At 63.3% G+C, this 24,710-nt stretch carries 23 protein-coding genes and 1 pseudogene; 6 read left to right on the top strand and 18 right to left on the bottom strand.

Going from position 1 to position 24,710, the window contains the following annotated elements; translation table 11 throughout:
• Positions 1–45 precede the first annotated feature (45 nt).
• Together ACLGL5_RS28410 and ACLGL5_RS28415 are read left to right on the top strand one after the other, a co-directional pair.
• Positions 46–1,047 (top strand): ornithine cyclodeaminase family protein, encoded by a 1,002-nt coding sequence (locus ACLGL5_RS28410; RefSeq protein ID WP_038647870.1) that lies wholly within the window; start codon positions 46–48, stop codon positions 1,045–1,047.
• Positions 1,044–2,552: an HAL/PAL/TAL family ammonia-lyase gene (locus ACLGL5_RS28415; RefSeq protein ID WP_069092541.1), complete on the top strand. Its 1,509-nt coding sequence runs from the start codon at positions 1,044–1,046 to the stop codon at positions 2,550–2,552. Before ACLGL5_RS28410 ends, ACLGL5_RS28415 begins: the two co-directional genes overlap by 4 nt.
• On the opposite strand, the gene ACLGL5_RS28420 is transcribed toward ACLGL5_RS28415, so the two are convergent.
• The 14 genes from ACLGL5_RS28420 to ACLGL5_RS28485 form a co-directional block, all read right to left on the bottom strand.
• On the bottom strand, positions 2,553–3,356 hold the full coding sequence (locus ACLGL5_RS28420; protein ID WP_069092542.1) for a 3-methyl-2-oxobutanoate hydroxymethyltransferase: 804 nt from the start codon (positions 3,354–3,356) through the stop codon (positions 2,553–2,555).
• Between the two features lie 40 nt (positions 3,357–3,396).
• On the bottom strand, positions 3,397–3,708 hold the full coding sequence (locus ACLGL5_RS28425; RefSeq protein ID WP_069092543.1) for a MocE family 2Fe-2S type ferredoxin: 312 nt from the start codon (positions 3,706–3,708) through the stop codon (positions 3,397–3,399).
• A gap of 29 nt (positions 3,709–3,737) precedes the next feature.
• Positions 3,738–4,829 carry a fatty acid desaturase family protein gene (locus ACLGL5_RS28430; protein ID WP_494372812.1) on the bottom strand — a complete coding sequence of 364 codons (1,092 nt, stop codon included), beginning with the start codon at positions 4,827–4,829 and terminating at the stop codon, positions 3,738–3,740.
• A gap of 18 nt (positions 4,830–4,847) precedes the next feature.
• Positions 4,848–5,762, bottom strand: coding sequence for a sugar phosphate isomerase/epimerase family protein (locus tag ACLGL5_RS28435; RefSeq protein ID WP_069092545.1), 915 nt, complete (start codon positions 5,760–5,762; stop codon positions 4,848–4,850).
• Between the two features lie 59 nt (positions 5,763–5,821).
• Complete coding sequence (locus tag ACLGL5_RS28440; RefSeq protein WP_069092546.1) at positions 5,822–6,910, bottom strand: Gfo/Idh/MocA family protein; 1,089 nt, start codon at positions 6,908–6,910, stop codon at positions 5,822–5,824.
• Positions 6,911–7,012: 102 nt separating this feature from the next.
• Positions 7,013–7,456 (bottom strand): aconitase X swivel domain-containing protein, encoded by a 444-nt coding sequence (locus ACLGL5_RS28445; protein WP_069092547.1) that lies wholly within the window; start codon positions 7,454–7,456, stop codon positions 7,013–7,015.
• Complete coding sequence (locus ACLGL5_RS28450) at positions 7,453–8,703, bottom strand: aconitase X (protein ID WP_069092548.1); 1,251 nt, start codon at positions 8,701–8,703, stop codon at positions 7,453–7,455. Before ACLGL5_RS28450 ends, ACLGL5_RS28445 begins: the two co-directional genes overlap by 4 nt.
• Positions 8,704–8,927: 224 nt before the next feature.
• Positions 8,928–9,992, bottom strand: a complete 1,065-nt coding sequence (locus ACLGL5_RS28455) for an ABC transporter ATP-binding protein (protein WP_069092549.1) — start codon at positions 9,990–9,992, stop codon at positions 8,928–8,930.
• The gene (locus tag ACLGL5_RS28460; RefSeq protein ID WP_069092550.1) at positions 9,992–10,780 is read right to left on the bottom strand and encodes an ABC transporter permease; all 789 of its coding nucleotides are present in this window, start codon (positions 10,778–10,780) and stop codon (positions 9,992–9,994) included. Before ACLGL5_RS28460 ends, ACLGL5_RS28455 begins: the two co-directional genes overlap by 1 nt.
• Positions 10,780–11,649 (bottom strand): ABC transporter permease, encoded by an 870-nt coding sequence (locus ACLGL5_RS28465; protein WP_069092551.1) that lies wholly within the window; start codon positions 11,647–11,649, stop codon positions 10,780–10,782. The genes ACLGL5_RS28460 and ACLGL5_RS28465 overlap by 1 nt, the downstream gene beginning before the upstream one ends.
• Before the next feature lie 67 nt (positions 11,650–11,716).
• On the bottom strand, positions 11,717–12,778 hold the full coding sequence (locus ACLGL5_RS28470; RefSeq protein WP_010910397.1) for an ABC transporter substrate-binding protein: 1,062 nt from the start codon (positions 12,776–12,778) through the stop codon (positions 11,717–11,719).
• A 39-nt stretch (positions 12,779–12,817) separates the two neighbouring features.
• A complete protein-coding gene (locus tag ACLGL5_RS28475) occupies positions 12,818–13,795 on the bottom strand; it encodes a PfkB family carbohydrate kinase (protein ID WP_069092552.1) in 978 nt (325 codons plus the stop codon).
• Positions 13,792–14,820 carry an ADP-ribosylglycohydrolase family protein gene (locus ACLGL5_RS28480; RefSeq protein WP_069092553.1) on the bottom strand — a complete coding sequence of 343 codons (1,029 nt, stop codon included), beginning with the start codon at positions 14,818–14,820 and terminating at the stop codon, positions 13,792–13,794. Before ACLGL5_RS28480 ends, ACLGL5_RS28475 begins: the two co-directional genes overlap by 4 nt.
• A gap of 3 nt (positions 14,821–14,823) precedes the next feature.
• Entirely contained in the window at positions 14,824–15,549 is a 726-nt protein-coding gene (locus ACLGL5_RS28485) for a GntR family transcriptional regulator (protein ID WP_069093460.1), read from the bottom strand.
• Positions 15,550–15,687: 138 nt separating this feature from the next.
• Between ACLGL5_RS28485 and ACLGL5_RS28490 the strand changes: the two genes are divergently transcribed.
• From ACLGL5_RS28490 to ACLGL5_RS28500, 3 genes and pseudogenes are all read left to right on the top strand, one after another.
• Positions 15,688–15,945 (top strand): hypothetical protein, encoded by a 258-nt coding sequence (locus ACLGL5_RS28490; RefSeq protein ID WP_019859265.1) that lies wholly within the window; start codon positions 15,688–15,690, stop codon positions 15,943–15,945.
• A 136-nt stretch (positions 15,946–16,081) separates the two neighbouring features.
• Positions 16,082–16,369 carry a hypothetical protein gene (locus ACLGL5_RS28495; protein WP_038647891.1) on the top strand — a complete coding sequence of 96 codons (288 nt, stop codon included), beginning with the start codon at positions 16,082–16,084 and terminating at the stop codon, positions 16,367–16,369.
• 183 nt (positions 16,370–16,552) lie between these two features.
• Positions 16,553–17,621: pseudogene (locus ACLGL5_RS28500) on the top strand (sensor histidine kinase).
• A gap of 6 nt (positions 17,622–17,627) precedes the next feature.
• On the opposite strand, the gene ACLGL5_RS28505 reads toward ACLGL5_RS28500, so the two are convergent.
• The 4 genes from ACLGL5_RS28505 to ACLGL5_RS28520 form a co-directional block, all read right to left on the bottom strand.
• A complete protein-coding gene (locus ACLGL5_RS28505) occupies positions 17,628–18,113 on the bottom strand; it encodes a pyridoxamine 5'-phosphate oxidase family protein (protein WP_069092554.1) in 486 nt (161 codons plus the stop codon).
• A 441-nt stretch (positions 18,114–18,554) separates the two neighbouring features.
• On the bottom strand, positions 18,555–18,719 hold the full coding sequence (locus tag ACLGL5_RS28510; protein ID WP_064983672.1) for a DUF3309 family protein: 165 nt from the start codon (positions 18,717–18,719) through the stop codon (positions 18,555–18,557).
• Between the two features lie 257 nt (positions 18,720–18,976).
• Positions 18,977–19,615, bottom strand: a complete 639-nt coding sequence (locus ACLGL5_RS28515) for a hypothetical protein (RefSeq protein ID WP_083246800.1) — start codon at positions 19,613–19,615, stop codon at positions 18,977–18,979.
• A gap of 526 nt (positions 19,616–20,141) precedes the next feature.
• A complete protein-coding gene (locus ACLGL5_RS28520) occupies positions 20,142–20,837 on the bottom strand; it encodes a methyltransferase family protein (protein ID WP_019859273.1) in 696 nt (231 codons plus the stop codon).
• Positions 20,838–21,116: 279 nt separating this feature from the next.
• Between ACLGL5_RS28520 and ACLGL5_RS28525 the strand changes: the two genes are divergently transcribed.
• Positions 21,117–24,617: a tetratricopeptide repeat protein gene (locus tag ACLGL5_RS28525; RefSeq protein WP_494372958.1), complete on the top strand. Its 3,501-nt coding sequence runs from the start codon at positions 21,117–21,119 to the stop codon at positions 24,615–24,617.
• The last annotated feature ends 93 nt before the right edge of the window (positions 24,618–24,710 follow it).

Genomic DNA, 24,710 nt, shown 5'->3' on the forward strand with positions numbered 1-24,710 from the left:
CTGCTATGGGATGAACGGGGTGATCGAGGAAAGTGCGCGCATAAAATGAAGCCGATCTATATCGACTATCTCAATGCCCTCGACATCGAAGCGCTCGCCATGACCGATGGCGAAATCATCGCCGCCGTCGAGGCGGGCTTGGTCGCCCAGGGCAAGGGCCAGACAGTGATCGAGCCGCGCGTCCATCTTGAACCGGATCCATCCTTCCACGGCCATTTCAACGTCTTGCGCGGGTATGTGGCGCCGCTCGACACGGCGGGCGTGAAAATCGTCGGCGACTATGTCGACAACTATCTGCACGGCCTGCCCTCGGAATTCGGCATCCTCAATCTGTTCGATCCGCGCACCGGCACGCCGCGCGCCATTCTCGACGCCACCGTCATCACAGACATGCGCACTGGTGCGCTCACCGCGATCGGCGCCAAGCATCTGGCGCGCAAGAATTCGAAGGTGCTCGCCCATATCGGCGCGCGCGGCACTGCCTATTGGAATGTGCGGCTGCTCGACCATCTCTTCGATTTCGACGAGATCCGCGTCCATTCGCGCCGACCGGAAAGCCGCGACGGTTTTGCCGCAAAACTCTCCGCCGATCTCGGCAAGACAGTCACGGCCGTAGCCGATTGGAAAAGCTGCGTCGAAGGCGCCGACATCGTCGTCGAGGCCTCACGGCTGCCGGAGCCGCAGCCGCTGCTCAAGACCGAATGGATCAAGCCCGGCGCGCTGGTCGTGCCCTATGGCACGATGAGCGCGGTGGAGCTGTCGCTGACCGACATCATGCAGAAGATGGTCGTCGACGACTGGGGCCAATGCAAGGGCGGCAAGTTCGGCTCGCTGCGCGCCCATGTCGAGACCGGACGGCTCAGCGAAAAGACGCTGCATGCCGAGCTCGGCCAGATCGCCGCCGGCCTCAAGCCAGGCAGGCAGAGCGACGACGAGACCATCCTGTTCTGGCATCGCGGCCTGTCGCTCTCCGACATTGCGCTGGGCAAGGCGATGCTCGCCAAGGCAGGAGAAAAAGGCATCGGCCAGAGGCTGCGTTTCGCATGAGCGCGCTCGTCCTAGCCGGAGCCGGCGTCAGTGTCGGTGATGTCGCCACCGTCGCCCGCCAGGCGCGCAAGGTGGAGATCGGACCCGATGTCATCGGCAAGCTGGACAAGGCGCGAAAAGTGCTCGACCAGGCCGCCGCCTCAGGCCAGCAGATCTACGGCCTGAACACCGGGCTTGGCGCCAATCTTGGCACCTCCGTCGAAGGCGACGCCAGCGCCTTCCAGCGCCAGTTGCTGCAGGGCCGCAGCGGCGCGGTCGGCGAAACTCTACCGGTCGAGGCCGTGCGGGCCACGATGGTCGCCCGCGCCTCGATGCTGTCGGCCGGCGGCTCCGGCCTGTCGCCCATGGTCTTCGTCGCTCTGGTCGACGCGCTCAATGCCGGCGTCCATCCGGTGATGCCGTCGCTCGGCTCGATCGGCGCCGGCGACCTCGTGCTGATGACCGCGCTTGCCCGCCTGCTGATCGGCGAAGGCGAAGCCGACTATCAGGGCCGGCGCATGCCGGCGACCAAGGCGCTGATGATGGCCCGCCTCGCGCCGATCAGCCTGGCTCCCAAGGACGGACTGTCGCTGATCAACGCCTCGGCGGTCTCCGCCGGCAGCGGCGCCCTCGCGATCACGGATGCGCTGTCGGCGCTCGCCCAACAGCAGCAGGCCGGCGCGCTGACCATGGAAGGTTTTGGCGCCAACCGCACCATCCTCGATCCACGCCTGCAGATGGCGCGGCCGGCTGCCGGACAGCAGGAGGCGGCGAAGGCCTTGCACGACCTTCTCGCCCGCGACGAGATGCCGGCGCCCACCACCATTCAGGATCCCCTGTCGATCCGCTGCATGCCGTCGATCCACGGCGCGCTGATCGAGGCGATCGGCCAGGCAAAGAGTGCTGTCGAGATCGAACTGAACGCCGCCGCCGACAACCCGCTGGTGATCGGCGACGACGAACTGGTGATGTCGACCGGCAATTTCCACACGGCCGCACTCTCGCTTGCCTTCGAGACGCTCGGCCTGGCCATCGCGCAATGCGCCGCCGCGAGCGTCGCCCGCTTCATCCAGCTCACCGGTTCAGGCCGCAACGGCCTGACCAAATATCTGTCGCCGATCGGCGGTGCCTCGGCCGGTTTTGTGCCGCTGCAGAAGACGGCGACATCGATCCTGGCTGCCATCCGCCACAAGGCCAATCCGGTGATGCTCGACTTCCTGCCCGTTTCGGAAGGCGTCGAGGACCACGCGACCCAGTCGCCCCTCGCCGTTTCGAAATGCGCCGGAATGATCGCGCTGTGGCGGCGGCTGATCGCCTTCGAATTGATGGCCGCCGCCCAGGCCGTCGACCTGCGTGAGGGATTGACGCTGGCGCCGCGCACTGGCGCGATCTATGCGGCGGTGCGCGCGCATGTATCGATGCTGAAAGACGACCGGCCGCTGGGGACCGACGCCGAGGTGCTCCACGCCATGCTCGCCGATGGAGCGTGGCGAGGCGCTGCGGCGGTCAGCAAAGAAACCGAATGATCAGCTCTTCGCGTCTACCCTTTTCATGAACAGGCTGAGCTCGGCCGGGTCCATGTGCACGACGTGCCCGTCCTCGGGATAGGCGCCGCTGTTGACATCGGCGACATATTCGGAGAACGCCGCCACCCGCTCCGCCTGCAGCCGGTCATACTCGGCGGCGAAGTTGCGATAGACCTTGGAGTGGCGCGGCATGTGGCCCCGGTTCTGGCCGAGAATGTCGTCGGCGAAGAGGTACTGTGCGTCGCAGCCCGTGCCCGCCCCCATCGACAGCATGATCAGCGAGGTGCGCTCCGAGATCGCCTTGGCGACCTCGACCGGCACCACTTCGATCTCGGCGCCGACAGCCCCGGCGGCCTCCAACTGCTTAACCGCCTCAAAGACCTGGAGGGCGGTGTCGGCGGTCTTGCCGACCGCATTGAAGCCGCCGGTCCAGGTGGCGCGCGACGGAATGAGGCCGACATGGCCGATGACGGGAATGGCGTCGTCTGCCATGCGTTTGATCGTGGCGTAGCCGGCACTGCAATAGACCGCGTCGGCGCTTGCCTTGTAGAGCCGGAAGGCCCAGCGCACGAAATCATCCGCCGTGCCGATCTCGAAGAAATTCTCGCCCGGCATGGTGAACAGGCTGGGCGCGGCATCGCGATACTCAGGGTTGAGCACCAGTTCGGGCGGTACCGAGACGATATCGACCTCTGCCCGCTCGGCGGCCTGCGCCTCGTCCAGGTTGAGCACGCGCAGCATGGTCAGCTGCCGTTTGCCCTTCATCGCGCGCAGATCGGCGACGGTCGGTCTCTTTCGGCTCATGAAAACGTCCCCTTTGTGATGCTGGATCGGTTGCCGCGCGTCAAATCTGGATCATCACCTTACCGGCCTCGATCTTGACCGGATAGGTCACGAGATTAACGCAGACCGGCGCGCCCTTGGCGGCACCTGTCTTGTAGTTGAAGCGGCCATTGTGCTTGGGGCATTCGATGATGTCGTCCATCACCAGCCCGTCGGCCAGATGCGCCTTCTCATGCGTGCAATGGCCGTCGGTGGCGAAGAACTCGTCGTCGGGCGAGCGGTAGATCGCGAAGGTGCGGCCGCCATGGTCGAAGCGGATGACATCCTCTTCCTCGACATCATCCACCGCGCATGCTTCAACCCAATAGGCCATCTCGGTCTCCTGCAAAAAATTCGCGATCGCTATTCGGCCGCAGCCGACATATCGACCTCGTGGAACTCGCCGCGATAGGGCCTGGCCGTCTGCGGCAGTTCGCGCTTGAGGTAATAATCCTCGTATTTCAGCTGCCTGAGCAGCACCGGCCAGACCTCGCGATAGGCATGCCACATTGACGGGTTCGGGTCCGGCAGATCGTGCTTGATCAATTCATGCAGCCTGGGCAGCGCGTGATACGGCACCATCGGGAACATGTGATGTTCGACATGGTAGTTCATGTTCCAGTAAATGAAGCGGCTGACCGGGTTCATGTAGACGGTGCGGGTGTTGAGCCGGTGGTCGACGACATTGTCGGCCAGGCCGATATGCTGCAGCAGGCCGGTCATCACCATGTGCCAGGTGCCGTAGAGGCGCGGCAGGCCGACTAGCACCAGCGGCACCCACGATCCCAGCGCGATCGCGAAAGCGATCGTCGCAACGTACACGGCCATGTGCCAGCGGGCGGCGACGACCGCCCTGTGCTGTTCCATCTCGGGGATGTAGCTCTTCTCCTCCTCCGACAGCGTACCGAAGGCCTGGCGCACCAGCGTCGGCAGCGAATAGCGGAAATCGAGAATGCCGGTGAAGGCCAGCGCCGCCTTCAACAGGTCCGGCGGGCGCATGACCGCGATCTCGGCGTCGCGGCCGACGATAATGGTGTCGGTGTGGTGGCGGGCGTGGCTCCAGCGCCATTGCACGGGATTGCGCATCAGCATGAAGGAGGCGATGTGGTAGACGAGATCGTTCATCCAGCGCGTGCGGAAGGCCGTGCCGTGGCCGCATTCGTGCCAGCGCGAGTCGCTCGACGAACCGTAGAGCACGCCATAGAGGAACAGGAACGGCACCACCCACCACGAGCCCCAGAACCAGACGATGCCGGCGGCCGAGCCCAGGATGGCGGCGAGCCAGATGATGGTGTCGCGGATCGCCGGACCGTCCGAGCGCTGCATCAATTCCTTCATCGCCTTGCGCGGCACGTCGGTGTGGTACCATTCGGCCGAGGCCAGGCCGGTCTCGATCGCGGCCCGGGTGCTTTCGCCGACCAGGCTGTAATCGCGCTTTGTCTTGGCCGTCGTCATCGTCGCCTCCCGCGCGGCCTAGATGCCGTTGGCGCGGAATTTTCCGTCGAGGAATGTTTTCGCGCGCGGCACGTCATCCTCGGTCAGATGCTCGATGATGACCGGGATGTTCGGGTGCTTTTCGCTGAGCCGCTTCAGGTAAAGATCATAGTTGAGCGAGCCGAGGCCAGGCGCCGGCAATTCGATCTCGCCGACGCCACGGAACGTCAGTCCCTCATGCGCGTCCTGGTCGCCGATGTCGGCGTGCTTTTCCGACTTGTCGGTGCCTGAGCGCTTCACATCCTTGGCATGCGCGATCCGGATCTTGTCGGTCAGCGTGTCGAACACCTGGTTCAGCACCTGATCCATGCGGTCGATGTTGTGCGCCTCGAAGTAATTGGTCGGGTCCATCAGCAGGCCAAGGCTGGGATGGTCGACCTGCGCGAGCATCCTCACCGTCTCCTCGACCGAGCCGACGACATTGTTGACGTAGGTTTCGAGCAGGAAGACCGCGCCATGGTCATAGGCGGTCTGGGCAAGATCCGAAATCACCTTGCGGCATTCCTCGAAACCTTCCTCGGTCTTGTTCCTGGGGTGATGCACCCAGTCGGACTCGGTGTTGTAGGTCCCGGTCTCCGAGATCACGTAGGGCGACCCGAATTCGCGTGCGCTGCGGATGATCTCCTTGAGATAGCCGACGCGTTTCTCGCGCTCGGCTTTGTCGGGATGGATGATGTTGGTGTAGCCGGAGATGCAGCAGACCGGCAGATTGTGATCGCGGAACGTATCACGCACGGTCCTTGCCTTGTCCCTGGTGATCTGCCCGGGGGTGAGATCGATATCCCGGAAATGCAGGTCGAGCTGTACGGTGTTGAAGCCGAGCGCGCGGATGCGCCTGGCGGACTCATCGAGTTCGTAGGGAAAGTAGCCGGTGAAGATCCCCGCCTGCATCATGATGTGAGCTCCTCCCGGTAAGCGATTCAGCCGCCACGCTTATTGCACGGCGGCGTATTTCAGTTGGTCGAGATTTCAGAAAGCCTGACGGTGCGGCCTTGCGCCATCGAGCGGTAGCCGGCCTCGACCAGCGCCATGGTCTTGACGTTGTCGGCGACGGAGAGGGCCGGTGGCGTGCCAGTCTTCACCGCATATTGCAGCTGCTCCATCACGCCGATGAAGGCGTGCGGAAACCACATCGTGTCCCAACTGGGCGTCACCCACTCACCGCCTGTCGTCTGCGTCGAGGCATAGGTCAGTGTCGAGGCGACGCCGGTCGGCCAGCCGATCGTGCCCTTGGCGACGCCCTTGATGCCGTCGACACGCCAGTTGATGTGCTGGTCGTCGCGATAGCCCTGCTCGCGCGGACCGGACCAGACATCTTCCAGCGAAACGGCAAGCACCCCGGAGGGGAAGCGCAGCGTCGACACCGTGATGCCGTCCGAATGGTCGAATGCCGTGCGCGGATCCTTGCGCGTCAGCGTCGTGATGTCCTGGGGGTCGCCGAACAGGAAGCGCAGCACGTCGAGATGGTGCACGCTCATATTGGCGAGCGTCAGCCGGTCGTAATCGGCAAGGAAAGCCTGCCAGTGCGGGATCGCATGCATGTCGATCTGCGCGAAGACGATGTCCCCCAGCGCACCGCTGTCGATGATCTGCTTCAGGACGCGCATCGACTGGTCGTAGCGCATATTCTGGTTGACCGAGAGGATCTTGCCGGACTTGGCGGCTTCATCGCGCAGCTTGACCGCCTCCTCCACTGACAGCGCCAGCGGCTTCTGCGCCAGGATCGCCTTGATGTGCGGCTGCTTCAGCGCGTGACGGATGAGAGCCGGCTGCTGGTCGGGCGGAAAGGCAAGGTCGACGATCTCGACCTTGGAATCCTCGATCAATTGCTCGGGCGTATCGTGAACGATCGGAATATCCCAGCGCCTAGCCACCTTCTCGGCGCTGGCCTTCGTCCGCGAGGCGATCGCAACCACCGGGAAGCCGGCTTGCGCATAGGCGGCCAGATGGCATTCGGCCATGATCATGCCCGCACCGACGCAGCCGATCCGGTATTCCCTGGTGCGAACCTTCACATCCGGTTCGAAATCCGTGCCTGCCATCCATTCCTCCCTGGAGGACAGCATATAGCGCCAGGGCTTGCCGGTCAGCCAAGGCCGGCACCATCATTTCCCATCAGCGACACCAATCACCGGGGGCAGCGTTTATTGGGCTTTACGGATGACCGCCCCGCCCTGCTCACCGACACGCACCGCGATCCGGTCGCCCGAAACGATCCCCGCAATGTCGCAGACCACCAGCGGCATATGGATGTCGTAGAGAAACTCGGCGACGATCGCTCCCACCGCCAGGATCGGGTCCGGCCGCTCCAGAAGAATGCCCGCAGGCGCGGTGCCCCGGCGGATCGCTTCGGCCAGGACAGAGGACGAGGAGGATGAGCCTCGCCCGCTTGGCATGACCAGGATCCTGCCGGCGACATTCTGGCCCAGCCCAGGATGCGAATGGTCGATGATTTCCCCCGTCTCGGCATCGATGCCGCCCCAGAAACTGAGCGGCTGCGAGAACACCAAAGCCGGGCCATCGGCCTCACCGGCGAGTTGAAAAGTGCCCAGCCGATCGACGGCGTCCTTTGCAACGGGTTGCGTCATGAGGCACCTCGCACGACATGTCCGGCAGCGGCGGAGCGGATGCAATCCGCCATCTCGGCGAAGGCGACCGTCACGCCGATATTGCCCGGCGCGTAATGCGCCCACTTGCCGGAATTGGTCATCACCACGCCGTCGAGCCGCTCGATGATGGAGGTGACATAGGTGCAGGTGTCGGCGACCGGGATCAGGCCGAACGCCTCCATGCCGGTCAGCGCGCCCTCCTCCTGCAGCCGCGTCAGCGTCGCGCGACCGGTGTTGACATAGATCGGGATGCCCCTGCCCGGCGCTGCCTCGCGCAGCATCGGCAACAGGCGCGTCCATTCCTCGTGCGAGAAATGCGGCGTGCCCAGCGAGACGGCGGCGAGCGGCGCCCCGTCGGCCACTCCGGACAATCTGGACAGCGCATGATCGATGTCTGCTGGGGTGATGCGGATCGTCTCATCCGGCGCGTGGCCATGAAACGCTTCGTCTGGTGTGTTGGCCTCCGGTGTGATGCCGACCGCATGGAACAGTGCCACGGCACCGGTCGTCGCGGCCGCCGCGCCAAGCGCCTTCAGCTGATCCTCGTCGCGCGCCTGCGGCAGGCCCGATATGACCGGAATGCGGTCGCCACTGGCTTGTCCGATGATCAGCCCGACGCCGACGAACAGGCTGTCGTTTGGGTCGGCCTCGCCGATGTCCAGTTCGAACAGGATGCGGCCACGCCGGTTTTCGCTCAGATGCAGGCCCCAGGCCGGCGCGCGCCCGGTCATGGCGCAGCACAAATCGATGAAGTCGCCATAGCGGTTGGTGCGCGCGCCGATCACCGAATTGGCAAAGACGATGGCGTTGGATTCGCCCCAGGCGACCTGTTGGCCGAATTCAGGCCGGAACCGCGTCTGGTAAGGCGCGCAAGTGAAGGTCGCCTGGCAGCCAAGCTCCAGATGCGCCTTCATCAGCCGCCGCGCCGGCACCTCTTCCGACGCCGGCATCTTCACCATGCCGGGATGGATGAGGTCGAACGAGCCGACATTGAGCGTCGTCGGCACCTGCACCCGCCCGCCGCCCTCGACCAGCCGTTCGACGAAATCGAGCCCGGCCTTGCCGTGATAGAGGCAGCCATCGATATGGGCGCCGCTGATATCGAGCAGGCCGCGCGCGCCGATCGCGTTGGAGAAGGCGACCAGGATTTTCATGGCGGCGGCGGCCGACGGGCCTTGCTCGCCGTCGAGCATGGATTGGTCCTGTGCGGTCAGTTCTAGCGTCATCGGAATGCTCCGGGCTTATGCCTGACAGGATGGTGGGAAGCACCCCCCTCTGCCCTGCCGGGCATCTCCCCCGCAAGGGGGGAGATTGGCCGTCATCTCTGCTTTCGCAAATTTTCAGCTTTGCCGGAAGAGCAGCAGCGCCAAAGCTGCCGATCTCCCCCTTGCGGGGGAGATGGCCGGCAGGCTAGAGGGGGGTGACGGGCGCCCGCCTCCCCCATTTAGGCCTAATTGGCCGCAATCAACACCGTGCTCTCCGGCGACCAGCGCAGCACCACGTCCTGCCCCTCCGCCAGCCGGTCGGCGCCGGTGTTCTGCACGATGACCTTCAGCGTCTGGCCGTCACGCTCGACGAAATAGGTGCTGTTGTTGCCGGCGAAGATGCGCTTGGAAACCTGACCCTTCAGCGTGTTGGCATCGCCATCCGAAGCTCCGGCATCGGTGGCAATCCGAATGCGCTCGGGCCGTACGGCGCAGCTCGCCTTGGCGCCGGCGGCAAGCGTCGCGCCCGCACCTGCGGCAATCGCCGTGCCGTCCGGCAGGCGGATGCCGTTGCCGGTCGTATCGCCGCGAAAGATATTGGCGTCGCCGAGGAAGGTGGCGGCGAATTCGCTTTTCGGCCGGTCATAGATGTCCTCCGGCGGTCCTTCCTGCACCAGCCTGCCGTCGCGCAAGATGCCGATGCGGTCGCTCATCGTCAGCGCTTCTTCCTGGTCATGGGTGACGAAGATGGTCGTGATGCCGATCTCGCGCTGGATGCGCTTCAACTCGATCTGCATGTCGACGCGCAGCGCCTTGTCGAGCGCGCCGAGCGGCTCGTCGAGCAACAGCACGCGCGGCTTGGTGACGATGGCGCGCGCCAGCGCCACGCGCTGCCGCTGGCCGCCGGAGAGCTGGTGCGGACGCCGGCCGCCGAGCTTGCCCAACTGCACCAGGTCGAGCGCGCGCTGCACTTCCGCTGCAATCACCGCCTTGGCCTCGCCGCGCACCGAAAGGCCGAAGGCGACATTGTCGGCGACGCTCATATTGGGAAACAGTGCGTAGTTCTGGAACACCATGCCGATACGCCGCTTCTCGACCGGCACCCGCTCGACGCTTTCGCCGCCGATGGAAATGCGGCCGGTATCGGGAAAATCGAAGCCGGCGATCTGGCGCAGCAGCGTGGTCTTGCCGCTACCTGAAGGCCCAAGCAGCGCGTAGAAGCCGCCATCGGCGAAATCGATGGAGACATCGTCCAGCGCCTTGTGTGCGCCAAAGCTGCGCGAGACGTTCGCTACCTGCACGCCGGCCATTATTTCTCTCCGCCGAATTTGAAGAAGCGTGCCGTCAGCAGCATCAGCGCCATCGACACGACAATGATGATGGTCGAGACCGCATTGATCTCGGGCGTGAAACCCTTGCGGATCGCGGCGTAGATCTCGACCGGCAGCGTCGTCTGGCCGGGCGTCGACAGGAAGTAGGAGACGACGAACTGGTCGAACGACACGGCGAAGGCAAACAGCCCGCCGGCAATGACGCCCGGCATGATCCACGGCAGCGTCACGCGCATTGTGACCTGCCACTGGTTGGCGCCGAGCGAGCGCGCCGCCTCTTCCAGCTCCGGCGCGAAGGTCTGCAGCCGCGCCGAGACGACGACGATGACATAGGGCAGCGCCAAGGCGACATGGCCGAGCAGGATGGCGAACAGGCCGCGCCCGATGCCGACGCCGAAGAAGAAGATCAGCATCGCCGTGCCGGTGATCAGCCACGGAATGGCGATCGGCGGGAAGAGCAGCGCCTGCAGCACCTTCTTGCCGCGAAATTCGTAGCGGTAGAGCGCCAGTGACGCCGCCGAGCCCAGCACCACGCTGATCAGCGTGGTGATGATTGCGATCTCGAGGCTGTTCCAGGTGGCCGCGATCAGCTGGTCGTTCTGCCACAGCGAGGCATACCATTCCGTCGTCCACTCGAACGGCAATTGGTAGAAGGGCGAGACGTTGAACGACATCAGCGCCATTATGATGATGGGCAGATAGAGGAAGGCGAGCAGCAGGACGATGTAGAGGCGGCCAAGTCCTTCGAGGATTCGGGTCGTCGCCATCACGCAGCCCTCCGCAGCACCGGCGAGGCGATCGCCAGAATGACCAGCACGACGGCGAGCAGGATGAAGGACAGTGCCGCTCCCAGTGGCCAGTTGAAGACGGCGACGAACTGGTCCTCGATCACCGTGCCGTAGAAGGTGCCGGTGCGGCCGCCGAGGATGCGCGGCTCCATGAACGAGCCGACAACCGGCACGAAGATCAGCGCCGCCCCCGCCACAAGACCCGGCATCGACAGCGGGATGATCACCCGCTTCAGCACCTGCAGCCGCGAAGCGCCGAGCGAGCGCCCGGCCTCGATCAGCGAGTCGTCAATCGCCTGCAAGGTGAGATAACAGGTCAGCACCATGTAGGGCACGTAGGAGTGCACCAGCCCGATGATCACGGCCGGATAAGAATACATCAGATCGATGTTGATCTTGAACGGCAGCACGGCATTGAGCGTCGTATCGAGGATGCCACCTTCGCGCAAAACCATCGCCCAGGAGAAGATGCGCACCAGCCCGTTCGACCAGAACGGCAGGATGACGAGCAGGAAGATCGCTTCACGACTGCGCCCCTTCAGCACCTTGGCCAGCACGTAAGCGGCGGGATAGCCGATGACGATGCACCACAGGGTCACTTCGAGGCCGAGGCGCAGCGAGGCGAGCAGCAGCGTGAGATAAAGGCTCTGCGAGAAGAAGGCGGCATAATTGCCAAGGGTGAAGGCCCAGGACTTTCCCGACAGCGGCAGGTCGGTCATGAAGGAGAAAAAGACCATGGCCGACAGCGGCAGGAAGATCGCCACCGTCAGCCAGAGATAGGCCGGCGCCAGCAGCGGCAGAGCCGATCTCAACCCGCTGCGCGATGCGGTCGCGCTTTGTGCTGCCATGCCACCCTCCTCCCCAGGATTGAAAGCACCAGCCGGCGCGAACCGCCGGCTGGTCCGGACGTGGGTTTTATTTCACGTCGACCTTGAGCTGCTGCCAGAGCGCCAGATAGGCCTCGCGCTGGGCATCGGTGATCGGCGCCTGGAACTGGATGCGCTTGGCTACCTCTGGATCGCCCATCACCTTGCGGTTGAAGGCATCCTGCGGCAGCGCCTCCACCGCCTTGGTGTTTGCCGAGACAGGCGCGCCGACCTTGGTGACCCATTCGACGTAGAATTTCGGGTCGATCATCCAGTTGATGAAGGCCTGCGCGCCTTCGACATTCTTGGAGCCGACCGGAATGGAGAAGGCATCCAGCCAGGCGACGGCGCCTTCCTGCGGAATGACCAGCGAAACCGGCAGCTTGAAATGCGTCTTGGCACGGTCGGCCGAGCCGCTCCAATAGGTGCCGATGTCGATCTGGTTGGAGGCGACCATCTGGTTCCAGTCGTTCTCCGAGCTCCAGAAGGTCTTGATCTGCGGCATCAGCGAGGTGAGCTTCGTCTTGACCGCATCCATATCCTTGATGTCGTTGATGTTCTGGCCGGTGGCGATAGCGCCGAACTGCACCGCCTCGACGGCGTCGTCGCGAATGACGACGCGACCCTTGTGCTTGGGATCCCACATTTCGGCGATCGACGTCGGCGGCTTGTCGAAGGATTTTTCATTGATGGCGAGCGCCGTCAGGCCCCACACCCATGGCACGCCATAGACCTTGCCGTCATGGTCGAGCATCGGCGAACCGGCTTTGTCCTTGCTGATGTCGGCATAGTTCGGCAGCTTCGAGGTATCGATCGGCTGGATCAGCTTTTCCGCCATCGCCTGGTCGTTGAAGGCGGCGTTGATCATGACCACGTCGTAAAGCCCCGGATTGGTCCGGATCTTGGTCAGCATTTCCTGTTCGGAATTGAAGAAGTCGTTGACGACCTTGTTGCCGGTCGCCTTCTCGAAGGCGGCGACCGCCCAGGGCTCGTCGGCGCCGTAGCCTTTCCAGTTGAGCACATGCACTTCGGCGGCACTGGCGGCCAGCGTGAGTGCGGTGGTGAAGACGGCGGTCGCCGTCAAGAGAGCAGTCAGTCTTGGCATGCGCATGTTGGTTCCTCTCTTTGTTTGCCCGCTTGGCGGGGCTTGTCAGGCTGTCTGATGGGCCTTCTGGTTCTGGCCCGGCGCGCCGGTCGCGGCGGCCTGGCTCAGGAAAGTCTGGATTTCCGCGTCGGTCGGCGCCGATGACCCGCCATGGCGGGTGACCGAAATGGCGGCTGCCGCATTGGCGTAGCGCGCCGCCTCGAAGGGCGGCACACCACGCGCCAGCGCACTGACGAAAGCGCCGATATGGCTGTCGCCGGCGCCGTTGGTGTCGACCGCCGTGACCTTGAAGCCGGCAATGGTCTGCGCCGTGCCGTCGGCCAGCCTGACATGGCAGCCCTTGGCGGCCGAACGGATGACGACACCGGCGGCGCGGGGGCAATGGTCGGCAAGCAGCCGCGCCGCCAGGCTCTCGACATCACCTGGGCCGGCAATCTCGGCCGCCTCCGTCGCGTTGCAGCTCAGCCATGTGGTGCGGGAAAGCACGCGCGACAGGATGGGACGCGGAATGTCTGAAATGACCGGCGTCGGGTCGAAGACGAACGGCGTTTGCGCAGGCAGCGCCTCGATCCAATCGGTGAGCGCGTCGCGGCTGCCGGGATAACTCAGCGTATAGCCCGAGGTGAACGCCCAATCACCGGGCGCCACCGATACCGGCGCCATCATGTCGAGGGTGAGAATGCTCTCCGCACCAGGCCAGGAGACGAAGGTGCGCTCGGCATCGCTCGAGATCATGGCGACGCAATTGCCGCTGTCCATATGCGGCGATGGCGGCGTCAGCGTCTCGATGCCTTCGGCGGCGAAGGCGGAGCGCAGGAAGTCGCCGTTCGGCCCGCTGCCGAGTTGCCCACCGAACACCACCGTCATGCCGGTGCGGCTGGCCGCGACCATCATGTTGAAGCCGCCGCCGGCGACCCGGGCAAAGCTCGATGCCGTCTTCTCCGTGCCCGGCGCCGGCAAGGCGTCGATGCGGTAGACATAGTCGACCACCGCGCTGCCGATATGGACGAGGCGCCCGCTCATGCCGCCGCATCCTTGCCGGTCTTCGCCACCCTTGCCGCCACGAGATCGGCGGCAAGCGCGCGCACCTCTGACATGTCGATGCCGACAAGCCGGGCAATATGCTGCTGCGGCAACCGCGAAAGGCCGGTGCAGGCGCCGGCCATGCCGGCCGCGATGGCGCCAATCGTGTCGGTGTCGCCGCCAAGATTGGCGCTGATCACAGCCGCTTGCCAGGGATCGCCGCCGGCGACCTCCAGCACGGCGAAGGCGGCCGGAACAGATTCCTGGCTGGCGACGCCGGTGCCGACCAGGTCGGTGATCAGCTGGATTGCATCCCCCGTCACCTTGCCACGCACCAGATCCTGCGCCCAGACGATACGCGCGGCGATGTCGCCGCCGGTCACCCAATGGCCAAGCGTCACCCCTCGCCGCGCCGCCGCGACGGCACTGTCGGAGGCGGCGCGCCAGTCACCGCCGGAAACGCCGCGGCTGACGGCGGCCGCGACCGCTGCGGCAGAGGCAATGGCGATCGAGGTGTTGTGCGTGGCGCGGCAGGTCTCGGCCACCTTAGCGACGAATGCGTCGAGCGGCTCCAGCGGCATCATGATGCCGACCGGCGCGATGCGCATGGCAGCCCCATTGGTATCGCCGCCGCGCCCCGCTTCCTCGGGCGGCACGCCATTGTTGATGGCATCGATGGCGCGCTTGGTCGACGGACCCAGAAGATCGTAGCTGCCACGCGCCTTGACCTCGCGCTCCCAGTCGAGCAGCGCGTTGACCCAGCGTGTATGATCGAAACGGTCGCCTGACTCGACGAGAATGCGACCGAGCAGCAGCGCCTGTTCCGTATCGTCGGTGATGGTGCCGGCCAACAATCCCTTCGACACCGGATGATCGGCGAAGGGCGCGACGAAATCGTCGACATGGCCGTAGAGTTCGGCAATACGCGCCGGCGACAGGAGCTGCGTCGGCATGCCGAGCGCGTCTCCCAGCGCCCCGCCGACAAGCGCGCCCATGGCACGATCGAGAATGGTGTTATCCGCCATCGCTCAGAACCTCATATACAGCGCGAAATGCGCCGGGTTGAGCAGGCTGGTGACATATTCGATCGGCCGATCGTCGGCCGCGCGTGTCAGCCGGCGGCCGCGCAGGAAGGGCGTGCCTTGCGGGCAACCGAGGATCGCCGCATCCTCAGCATTGAGCATCTCGATGCCGACCCATTCCTCGCCATGGTCGGGGATGAGGCCGGCATCGCGCAGCGTCTGGTGCAGCGAGCCTTCGCGCAGGCCGCGCAGCGGCACATCCTCAAGCTCTGGCGACAGCGGCAGGCGGCTGCGCTCGATGGAAATCGCGTGGCCGTCGCTGGCATTGGTGCGCACACGGTCGACGGCGATGAAGAACGGGCTTTCGATCTCCAGCAAGGCGGCGAGATCGGCGTCTTCGATGACCTCCAGCCGCAGCGTCCTCGTCTCGGCATTGGCGCCGGCATTGGCCAGCGCCCGCGACCAACCGATGGCGTCGTCGACCGGCTTGCCGTCAAAGGTGACGAAGGAGCCGATGCCGACCTTGGTGGTGATCAGCCCGCGGCTGGACAGTTCCTCGAGGCCCTTGCGGACGGTGTTGCGGCTGACGGAGAAGCGCTGGACGAGTTCGTTTTCGCTTTGCAGGCGGTCGCCGAAGCCGAGCACGCCGGAGCGGATTTCATGCTCCAGAACGGTCGCGATCTGCTCGGGCTTGCCCGTGCCGGGAGACAGTTGAACCGCGCGCCGCTTCATATTCATACCTGTTCAGTGAACCTGTATAGTCCTGTTCAATACATGGCTGTAAACCTCCTGTCAATGCGATGCTGAGACAGGTCAAACAGACCGCCCTTGTTCCCGGTAGTGTGGTAGGTTCCAGGTCGAAGGAGCAACATGTCCCAATCAACAGAGCATAAGAATCCTAAGCTGATCGTCGTGGCCGCATTCGACCGCGGCGAGGACGGTGAATTGTTTCCAGCCTTCGGCCCCGCCGACCAGCAGAGCGAAGACCGCGCCATACGCACCGCCCGAGCTCTGGCGGCAAAACATGTCGGCGTCATCGCCTGGAGCCGCGATGCCGACCCGACACTTGGCGACTACGGCCCGCCGACCACGCTGTTTGTTAGCGGCGACGTGCCCGACATGGAGTAGCGGCGACGCCCCGCTGTAGACTCGGTAAAATAAAATCTGGTTTTAATATTTACCGATATAGAGGAACCGTTTTCTCTCGACACCGTTTATCTGCAGGTCGTTTATTCCAATGACCTCGATAGAGAGGAATTTCCAGATGAACTTCAAGATGCTGACCATGGGCGCGATGGCGCTTGCAATGATGACCGGCTCGGCGCTCGCCGCCACCCACACCTCCGCGCTGGACGATCCGGCAAAGATGGCGCCCTTCTACACAGACTCCGGCATGAAAACCATGAAGTCCGAGAAGGAGTTCAAGGCAGCCTGGATGGCTATGAAGGACGAAGACCGCACCTCGATGACGAAGGATTGCGGCGACAGTGTCATCGGCAAGTCGCACGACAATTTCTGCAAGATGACCAAGCAACTCGGCGGCGCGAACTGACGCACCGCGATTGGGCGCAGGCCCGATTGACCATTTGGATAAGGCGGGCCCAGTGCCCGTCTTTTCCTTTCGGCGATACGCCCGCGACGCAGCCGCTGGCGGATTCAATTCGCGACAACGGTCCTGCAAAGGTGTAGCTTCAATCCTTGGAGCGGCAGGACGCCGCTCGTCTGGCTTTTGCCCATGTTTCAACCCATTGCGAATATCGAGGATGCGCAAACGCTGGCGCAGGCGATCGTCAACACGATCACCGAGCCATTCCTGGTGCTTGACGAGCGGTTTCGTGTGCTGGCCGCCAGCCGCTCCTTCTACAAGACATTCGAGGTCGACCCCGCACAGACGCAAGGTACGCTGCTCTACGCCCTTGGCGACGGTCAGTGGGACATTCCCGCGCTTCGCGTGCTTCTGGAGACGATCATTCCCGAGAAGACCGCCATGGACGGTTTCGAGGTCGAGCATGATTTCCCGCGGATCGGCCGCCGCACCATGCTGCTTAACGCCCGCAAGGTGCTTTACGACCACAGTCCGGCCGTCACCATCCTTCTTGCCTTCAATGACATCACCGCCCGCCGTGTCATCGAGCGCGAAAAGGAAGAGCTGCTGCGCCGCACCGAGGATCTGCTCCGGCAGAAGGACATGCTGCTGCGCGAAATGGAGCACCGGGTTGCCAACAGCCTGCAGATCATCGCCAGCATCCTGTTGCTGAAGGCGCGCTCTGTCACGTCGGAGGAGACACGCCAACACCTCAAGGAAGCATCAGCGCGTGCTGTCCGTGGCCGAGGTGCAGCGCCATCTCCACACCTCGGTCGGCGTCGACGAGATCGATGTTGGCTCCTACCTTTCGAAGCTGTGCGGAAGCCTCGCCACTTCGATGGTTGGCGAGGCCCAGCCGATCGAAGTCACCGTAACGACCGAAGGCGGCAGGATGGACTCGCAAAAGGCAGTCAGCCTCGGACTGATCGTCACCGAACTGGTGCTCAACGCCATCAAATATGCCTTCCCCAAGGAAAAGGACGGCGCTCGGATCCAGGTGAGCTACGAGACCGCCGGCAGTGACTGGAAACTGACGGTTTCGGACAATGGCGTCGGCAAGATCGCTAACGACGTGCCGGCCACCGGCCTTGGAACAGCCATCGTGGAGGCGCTGGTGAAACAGCTCGAGGCCAAGGTGGAAGTCATCGGCGACAACGACGGCACCAGCGTCTCGGTCACCCGGGCAACGTTCACCTCACGGGTGCCGCGCGCGGCGTAAGAACCGTTACCACGAGGCCTGCCTTCCCGACAGCGCCTCGATCCTGATCTGATAAAAGAGATGGCTGCCCGAGGGCGCCAGGGCATCGCCGGGCTTCAGTGCTCCCGGCTCCCACCAATTCGCATGCGTGGCAAGAAGCGACCAGGCAAGCTGGCGGTCGCCATCGACGGAAGTGGTCATCCTTTCGGCGCTCGTCAAGCCGGCATCCGGATCAGGCGCTTTGGGCAATTCCTCGAACACGCCTTCCACCACGACGCTCCTCCAGCCATCGACACCCCCGACATCGTCGACCTGAAGGCAGACATGGGGGTTGGTCCGCATCCAGTCGACTTTCCGGCCGGGAAGCGAGAAACTGAAAATGGAATTCTCGCCGAAGGCGAAATGGACCGGCACCACATAGGGTTTATGGTCACGCACGCAGGCTAGGCGACCAAGGCGTTGCGCCTTCAAAAGGGCGACGCAATCCTGTCGCGTCATCTCCTTGATATTCATCCAATCCTTCTTCCTGTTCAGGCCGCGCGATCGATGCGGCGTATCACCTTGATAGCCTCTGCTTTCGCGATGCCGATCACCGCGTCTGTGCTGTGGAGGGTCTCGATATGGCCGCGAGCCGCCACCGGACGTGAAGATCATCGCGAGTTTCGCAGAGTGTCGTTCTGAGCGTTGCGGGCCTAACGCAAACTCAACTGTCTCGACGCCAGCCGGTTCCCACGGCTTCAACGCAAAAGCCCGCTCCGGGATACCGGGGCGGGCCTTGGAGGAGGATGAAGGGGTGGGACCCTCTCCTCTTGTTTCCACGGGGGGTGTGGACCGAAATCACCATACGCGAGTCCCGCGGAATTTCGGATCACAAGCCGGCTTGCTTGCATCACAATCCGGTGCGCCTCGGCCTCGGCGCGGTCACGAGATTGCGATCATCCTGCTTGCAGGCAGCTAGATGCGCCCCAGCACGACAAGGATGATGATGATAAGCAAGACAAGCCCGAGCCCGCCGCCGCCGTAGTAGCCCGTTCCATAGAACGGCCCGCCGCCGAGCCCGCTGAAGCCGCCAAGCAGCGCAATGACAAGAATGATGATGAGTATCGTGCCTAAGCTCATTTTTCCCGCTCCCTTGGGCGCTGATGCGCCGGTTTGAGCACCGCCTGATACGGTGTTTCGAAGACGAGAACGCTCGAGCCGCCTTACCGTTCCGCCCCCAATGTCCACCGGCGAACGAAAGGACCCGATCGTCCCGATAGATACAGGGTCGGAATTGAAAGGCCCGATACGCAGGAAGCCCGCCTGAATGGCGGGCTTCCGACCGGCCGGAGGCCAGGGCGCCAAGCCTCACGGCTCCATCCCTGGCAGCATTGGCTTCAGCGACGGGCGATCAACAGGCAAAGCTGACGCAGGTCGCGATCATAGGTGCCTTCGCTGCCGAGCACGTCGACACAGCGCTTCTTCATGCGCGCAACCTGGCTGCTGGACATCTGCGCCACGACACCCGGCAGGCTCGGATGGCTGGGATTGCTGGGATTGCTGGGGTTCGAGGGATTGCTGGGATTGGTTCCGCCACCAATACCCAAGCCGACGCCGACGCCGCTGGTGCCACCGACATTGGCGCCGAGGCCGGCGGTGACGCCGCCAGCGCCACCGACATTAGTGCCCAGCCCGGCGGTGACGCCGCCCGTGCCGCCAACATTGGCACCCGCTCCGGCATTGATGCCGTTGCTGCCCCCGACGGAAGCACCGAGCCCGGCACTGGCGCCGTTAGAGCCGCCGACATTGGCACCGGCTCCGGCATTGATGCCACCGCCGCCACCGACAGAAGCGCCGACGCCGGCGTTGACGCCACCGCTACCACCGACCGAGGCGCCGACGCCGGCATTGATACCGCCACTGCCGCCCACCGAGGCGCCGACGCCGAGCCCAGCCGCGCTTGCGGGCATGGAAAGGACGAGGACCATTGCACTACCCGCCAACACACTGGCGACTGTCTTGATGGTGAAAGCCATAACACTCTCCTGTTGTCGTTGCCCTATGACAGCCGGCGCACAGCCGACTGCACATTCAGCTACGCCGCAGGTGAGATTCAGTTTCATTCGGCGCATACTTACGCAGATGATGGTATTTATTGATGAAATGCATATATTATAAGAGTGATAAAACTATAATACATATGTAAAAAATATTCCAAATCGAGAACGATAATCGTCGATATACCTTTATCGCGCGGAAAGAAACTCGATTCCATATTGCTGACGCCTAGCGCATATCGTGATGATTGGACATCGGCCACGATGGTTGTGCTCGCAGCGCAGAACCCAGCGGGCGGCGTTGGAAAACCAGGCCGTCACAGGCTTGAGGCAGTTCCAGGAAATCTGGAACCGGTTGTCGCGGGAAAGGCGCGTAGCGCTTCCCTTGGGAACTTGCCAAAAACACGAGATGGGCAGGTTGGCGTTTCTGAGAAACGGCGAACAGCTATTAACATACGCGGCAGGCCACAAGCCGAACGCCACTCGGCCTTTCGACAGTCTGCCCTCAGAATAGGCGGTAGAACAGCCTGTAGCGCACACGTTCCATGTAAGCGCGATACTCCGGCTCGGCGGCCAGCAGAGCCTCCTCGCGCAGGATACGATACAGCTGCATATAGGTGATGACCGCATAGACCGCGAGGTTGTGGAAGGAAAAGGCCGACAGCAGATAGAGCACATGGCCGGCAAGGTAGCCGGCATAGATCGGGTGCCGCACAATCCGGTAGGCACCGCCCGTCATCACGCCGCGATTGGCAGGCAGGATGGCAAAGGAACGGCCAAGCGATATCTTGCCCCAGATGACAAACAACAGCGCAACGAACTGCAGCGGCGCGGCGAAATAGACCGGAACAAGCGCTATGCCGGGCTGGAGGCTGATCAGCGCAACCCCGAAACTGGCGGTCACGGAGACGATGACCGTAAGCGGATTCCAATCACGCGTCACCGGACGCCGCGACAGAAGCAGCCAGGTGAACGTGAGTATCTCGGAAATCGCCACCAGCGCGGCGTTGAGCCGGGTCGGGTCCTCCACGAGCTGGGACACGCCGCGATAGACGAACAGCCCCGCGCAGGCCAGGGCACAGAGGCGAAAGAAGCCTTCGCGCAGGTCGACCAGGATGTCACGCCTTCGCGCGGCGGAGAAAAATCCGCCCTCATTACTATGCGAAAACGCTTCACTTTTTGACGTGAGCAACGCAAACACCCCAATGATCCCTCGAAGGGACCATTGCACGCAACCATTGCCGGGCGGTTAACCGGGAAGATCGGATCGGCATCAAATCGGGTTCGCGTCAGGCGCGAGATCAGGTTCAGGCAGTGTCGGCGCGGGCCTACAATTTATGCTTGCATTTTTGGAACAAATAAGGAACAATACATGGATTAACCGTTGAGGCGGACCAAGGTTTTTCGGGGGAGGACCAGCAATATGACGAGCTGGAAAGGTGTGGGATTGTCCGCAGCCGCGATCGGATTGCGTGTGCCGATGAAGCTTTCGCCCAGCCGGCTATTGGCTGGGCTTGCTGTCGTTCTTGCGCTGAACGTATCGGCGCTCGCGGCAGAGAAGGATTATGCTACCTGCATCGGCAAGGACATCGAGCCGGACAAGCGCATCGCCGCCTGCACCCCGATTGCCAAGGACACCACGGAGGTGACGCGCATCCGCGTCGTGGCCTACTTCTATCGAGGCATCGCCTGGGACGACAGGCAGGATCAAGATCGGGCGATCGCGGACTACAGTGAGGCGATTGCGCTCGATCCAAAACAGGCCTCGCCATACTTCAACCGCGGAGCCGATTGGTACGACAAGGGAGACAACGACCGGGCTATCGCGGATTTCAACGCCGCCATCAGCCTGGAGCCGTCGTCCAGCGATGCTTATTCCAGCCGCGGCGCTGCCTTCCTGCGCAAAGGCAAGACCGACGCGGCCATTCTCGATTTTCAGCAGGCGATCGAGGCCGATCCCAGCAACGGCAAGGCGCATGCCGGCCTCGGGATCGCCTGGGACAGGAAGAATGACCTGGTGCGCGCCGTCGCCGAATATGACGAGGCGATCCGCATCGATCCGCAGGACGCGATCGTCTACATCAACCGCGGCATTGCCCGCGCCGCCAAGGGTGAATTCGATCCCGCCATCGCCGATTATGACGTGGCGCTGGGCCTCGATCCCGAGAACGCCGACGCCTATGCCAACCGCGGTGCCGCCTGGCTTGGCAAGAACGATTGGATTCGCGCGATTTCCGACACCAGCAAGGCAGTCGAACTCGATGCCGCTGGTATCGACGGTTACTATTACCGAGCCGTCGCGTGGGCAAGCAAGGGCAACAACGATCGCGCCATAGCCGATTTCGACAGAGCGATCGCTCTTGATGCAGACTATGCCAGGGCCTATTTCGGTCGCTCCCTGGTGCGCACCCGCAGCGGCGACGCCACCGGCGGTGCCGCCGATTGCCGAAAGGCCATCGAGCTCGATCCGAAAAAGGCAGGTGGCTGCGACACAGGGCCGGTGGGCGCGAAGGCGCCGGCTGTGCCACAGACACCCAAGCCTGCCGCGTCCCCGGTTTACGAGCCGCTGCAACTATACCCCAAAGAGGATCATTCCGAACTCGTTGCCTGGAATCTCAAACGGGGGCTGGAGCAGCAGGTGCAAGGCGACGTCGGAGGCGCGGTAGACTCATTCAGCTTTGCGATCCAGCTGGATCCTTACAACGCCGAGGCCTTTTACGACCGGGCGCTTGCCGAGGCATCCCAGGGAAATTACGCCATTGCCGCCACGGACTGCCGGCGCGCCATCGAACTCGACCCGAAGCGCGCAGGCTCTTGCAGCGAACACGCCCCAGGCGAAACAGCTCCGTCGGTTGCCACAGGGAAGGACCCGGCAGCCGCAAAAATCCTGCTCGAGCGCGCCGAGGCGCGGCTTGCAAAATATGGCATCGAAGGCGCACTTCTCGATCTCGACAAGGCGATCAACCTGGATCCCGAGAGCGCCGAAGCCTATTTCAGCCGGGCCGGTGCCAGGACACTGAAGGGCGATATGGTCGGTGCAGCGGCGGATTGCCGTCGCGCCGCCGAACTCGATCCAAAATGGACGGGAGGCTGCAGTGAACAGGTTGCGGGTAACCACAGCAAACCGCCACCATTGCCGGACACCCTACAGCCGACGCCGCGAGCCGTCGTTGCCGATGTAACGGCCACGCAGGACACGCTGGCCGCGAAGGCCCTGGAGGCGAACGACCCGCAGGCCCTGGAAGCGATCCTTGGCGGCGATGCCTTCCTGGACATGGGCAAGTACGATCAGGCCATCGGCGCCTACAACCACGCGATCGCGCTCGACCCGGACAACCGGTTCGCCTATTTCGGCCGCGGCAAGGCCTGGGCTGCCAAACGCGCCTACCAGCAGGCGATCGCCGACTACGGCCAGGCCATCGAACGCGCCCCCAATTTTGCCGCGGCGCATTTTCGCCGAGGCCTCGCTAAGATCACCCTTGGGGACATCGATGGTGCTCTCGCCGATTGCGACCGAGCCGCCGCGCTCGATCCAAAGGCGCGCGACGCATTTTACTGCAAAGGCATGGCTCAGCATGCCAAGGGCGACGCAGGAAGCGCAATCGCTGCTTATTCGGTGGCGATCGGGATCGATCCGAAGGATGATGCAAGCTATTACGGGCGCGGCATGGCGTGGGCCGACGGCAAGGACTATTCGAAGGCGATTGACGACTTCGATCAAGCCATAAAGCTCAGCCCTAGCAATCCAGACTATACGGTTGCGCGCAAAGCGACGGTGGCTGCGCTGGCAGAGGGTGGCCCCGCGCCGGACGCCGTAGGCCCGGCCCCAAAGGACCTCAAGGCTTTCATCGACCGCGGCGACGCCTTCTACGACAAAGGCAAATTCGATCGCGCCATCGCCGAATACAGCAAGGCGATTGCGCTCGATCCAAGAAAGGCCTCGGCCTATGTCGGCCGCGGTCTGTCGTTTGTCGAGAAGGGCATGTACGACGCAGCCATCACCGACTTCGGCGAGGTGATCAAACTCTATCCCGGCCATTCAGACGCCTACATCGGCCGCGCCGTCGCGTGGACAAACAAGAACGAACTGGATCGTGCCATCGCCGACTACAGCCGCGTGATCGAACTCAACCCGCAATATGCGCCGGCTTATTTTGCACGTGGCGCTGTCTGGTTCACCAAGGGCGACTACGACCCGGCGATTGCCGACCTGGACCAAGCGCTGAAGCTCGATCCAAAGATGGCCCTCGCCCGCAAGGGTCGCGAATTGGCGATGCTTGCAAGGGACGAAGCCAACGCATCGAACATGCCGGGCCAAGCCGTTGGCCGGGCTGGCGAGCAAGCGACCAGGCCGAGTTGGACTTCGCTGGCCGCACAGACCTTCAACAAGGGTCGAGCGCTGTATGGCAAGGACGACTATGACGGCGCCATATCCCTGTATGGCAAGGCGATTTCATTCTTTCCTGCATTCCACGACGCCTATCTAGCCCGAGCAGTGGCCTGGGAGGCCAAGAGCGATTACGCGCATGCGGTCGCCGATTACAGCCAGGCGATTACGCTCAATCCGAATCTTGCCGAGACCTATTACGACCGCGGCCAGAACCTCGGTTTCCAAGGCGATTACGACGGGGCGCTCGCGGACTACAACATGGCCATCAGTCTCAACACCTCGGACGCAAGGGTCTATGCCAATCGGGGACTCATATGGATGGGCAGGCATGAGGACGTCGCTGCGTTGCGCGATTTCGAAAAGGCACTCAGCCTCGATCACGGAAACCCCTTTGCTTATTTGGGCCGAGGCGTGATCCGGACCAGCAGGGCGGACTATGACGGCGCCATCGCCGATTTGAGCCACGCGATAAAGCTTCAACCGGATTTCGCCACCGCCTACAACGCGCAAAGCCAGGCGTGGGAAGCCAAGGGCAACCACAAGCGCGCCGAGGCCGACCGCAAGAAGGCGCTGAGCCTTGGCGCGAAGTAAGGTTCGAGAACGCTGCCAGATGACGCGTTGAAAAGCTTTGAACGATGGGAAGCTTTCACGCCAACCGAGCGCCTTTGGCTAGCCAGCCATTCC

The organism is Mesorhizobium sp. U510, assembly GCF_059180695.1.

What these genes read in the sequence shown, in the direction of transcription:
- ACLGL5_RS28410 (WP_038647870.1), top strand. Translation starts at nt 46, where the DNA reads ATGAAGCCGATCTATATCGACTATCTCAATGCCCTCGACATCGAAGCG.
- ACLGL5_RS28415 (WP_069092541.1), top strand. Translation starts at nt 1,044, where the DNA reads ATGAGCGCGCTCGTCCTAGCCGGAGCCGGCGTCAGTGTCGGTGATGTC.
- ACLGL5_RS28420 (WP_069092542.1), bottom strand. Translation starts at nt 3,356, where the DNA reads ATGAGCCGAAAGAGACCGACCGTCGCCGATCTGCGCGCGATGAAGGGC.
- ACLGL5_RS28425 (WP_069092543.1), bottom strand. Translation starts at nt 3,708, where the DNA reads ATGGCCTATTGGGTTGAAGCATGCGCGGTGGATGATGTCGAGGAAGAG.
- ACLGL5_RS28430 (WP_494372812.1), bottom strand. Translation starts at nt 4,829, where the DNA reads ATGACGACGGCCAAGACAAAGCGCGATTACAGCCTGGTCGGCGAAAGC.
- ACLGL5_RS28435 (WP_069092545.1), bottom strand. Translation starts at nt 5,762, where the DNA reads ATGATGCAGGCGGGGATCTTCACCGGCTACTTTCCCTACGAACTCGAT.
- ACLGL5_RS28440 (WP_069092546.1), bottom strand. Translation starts at nt 6,910, where the DNA reads ATGGCAGGCACGGATTTCGAACCGGATGTGAAGGTTCGCACCAGGGAA.
- ACLGL5_RS28445 (WP_069092547.1), bottom strand. Translation starts at nt 7,456, where the DNA reads ATGACGCAACCCGTTGCAAAGGACGCCGTCGATCGGCTGGGCACTTTT.
- ACLGL5_RS28450 (WP_069092548.1), bottom strand. Translation starts at nt 8,703, where the DNA reads ATGACGCTAGAACTGACCGCACAGGACCAATCCATGCTCGACGGCGAG.
- ACLGL5_RS28455 (WP_069092549.1), bottom strand. Translation starts at nt 9,992, where the DNA reads ATGGCCGGCGTGCAGGTAGCGAACGTCTCGCGCAGCTTTGGCGCACAC.
- ACLGL5_RS28460 (WP_069092550.1), bottom strand. Translation starts at nt 10,780, where the DNA reads ATGGCGACGACCCGAATCCTCGAAGGACTTGGCCGCCTCTACATCGTC.
- ACLGL5_RS28465 (WP_069092551.1), bottom strand. Translation starts at nt 11,649, where the DNA reads ATGGCAGCACAAAGCGCGACCGCATCGCGCAGCGGGTTGAGATCGGCT.
- ACLGL5_RS28470 (WP_010910397.1), bottom strand. Translation starts at nt 12,778, where the DNA reads ATGCGCATGCCAAGACTGACTGCTCTCTTGACGGCGACCGCCGTCTTC.
- ACLGL5_RS28475 (WP_069092552.1), bottom strand. Translation starts at nt 13,795, where the DNA reads ATGAGCGGGCGCCTCGTCCATATCGGCAGCGCGGTGGTCGACTATGTC.
- ACLGL5_RS28480 (WP_069092553.1), bottom strand. Translation starts at nt 14,820, where the DNA reads ATGGCGGATAACACCATTCTCGATCGTGCCATGGGCGCGCTTGTCGGC.
- ACLGL5_RS28485 (WP_069093460.1), bottom strand. Translation starts at nt 15,549, where the DNA reads ATGAAGCGGCGCGCGGTTCAACTGTCTCCCGGCACGGGCAAGCCCGAG.
- ACLGL5_RS28490 (WP_019859265.1), top strand. Translation starts at nt 15,688, where the DNA reads ATGTCCCAATCAACAGAGCATAAGAATCCTAAGCTGATCGTCGTGGCC.
- ACLGL5_RS28495 (WP_038647891.1), top strand. Translation starts at nt 16,082, where the DNA reads ATGAACTTCAAGATGCTGACCATGGGCGCGATGGCGCTTGCAATGATG.
- ACLGL5_RS28505 (WP_069092554.1), bottom strand. Translation starts at nt 18,113, where the DNA reads ATGAATATCAAGGAGATGACGCGACAGGATTGCGTCGCCCTTTTGAAG.
- ACLGL5_RS28510 (WP_064983672.1), bottom strand. Translation starts at nt 18,719, where the DNA reads ATGAGCTTAGGCACGATACTCATCATCATTCTTGTCATTGCGCTGCTT.
- ACLGL5_RS28515 (WP_083246800.1), bottom strand. Translation starts at nt 19,615, where the DNA reads ATGGCTTTCACCATCAAGACAGTCGCCAGTGTGTTGGCGGGTAGTGCA.
- ACLGL5_RS28525 (WP_494372958.1), top strand. Translation starts at nt 21,117, where the DNA reads ATGAAGCTTTCGCCCAGCCGGCTATTGGCTGGGCTTGCTGTCGTTCTT.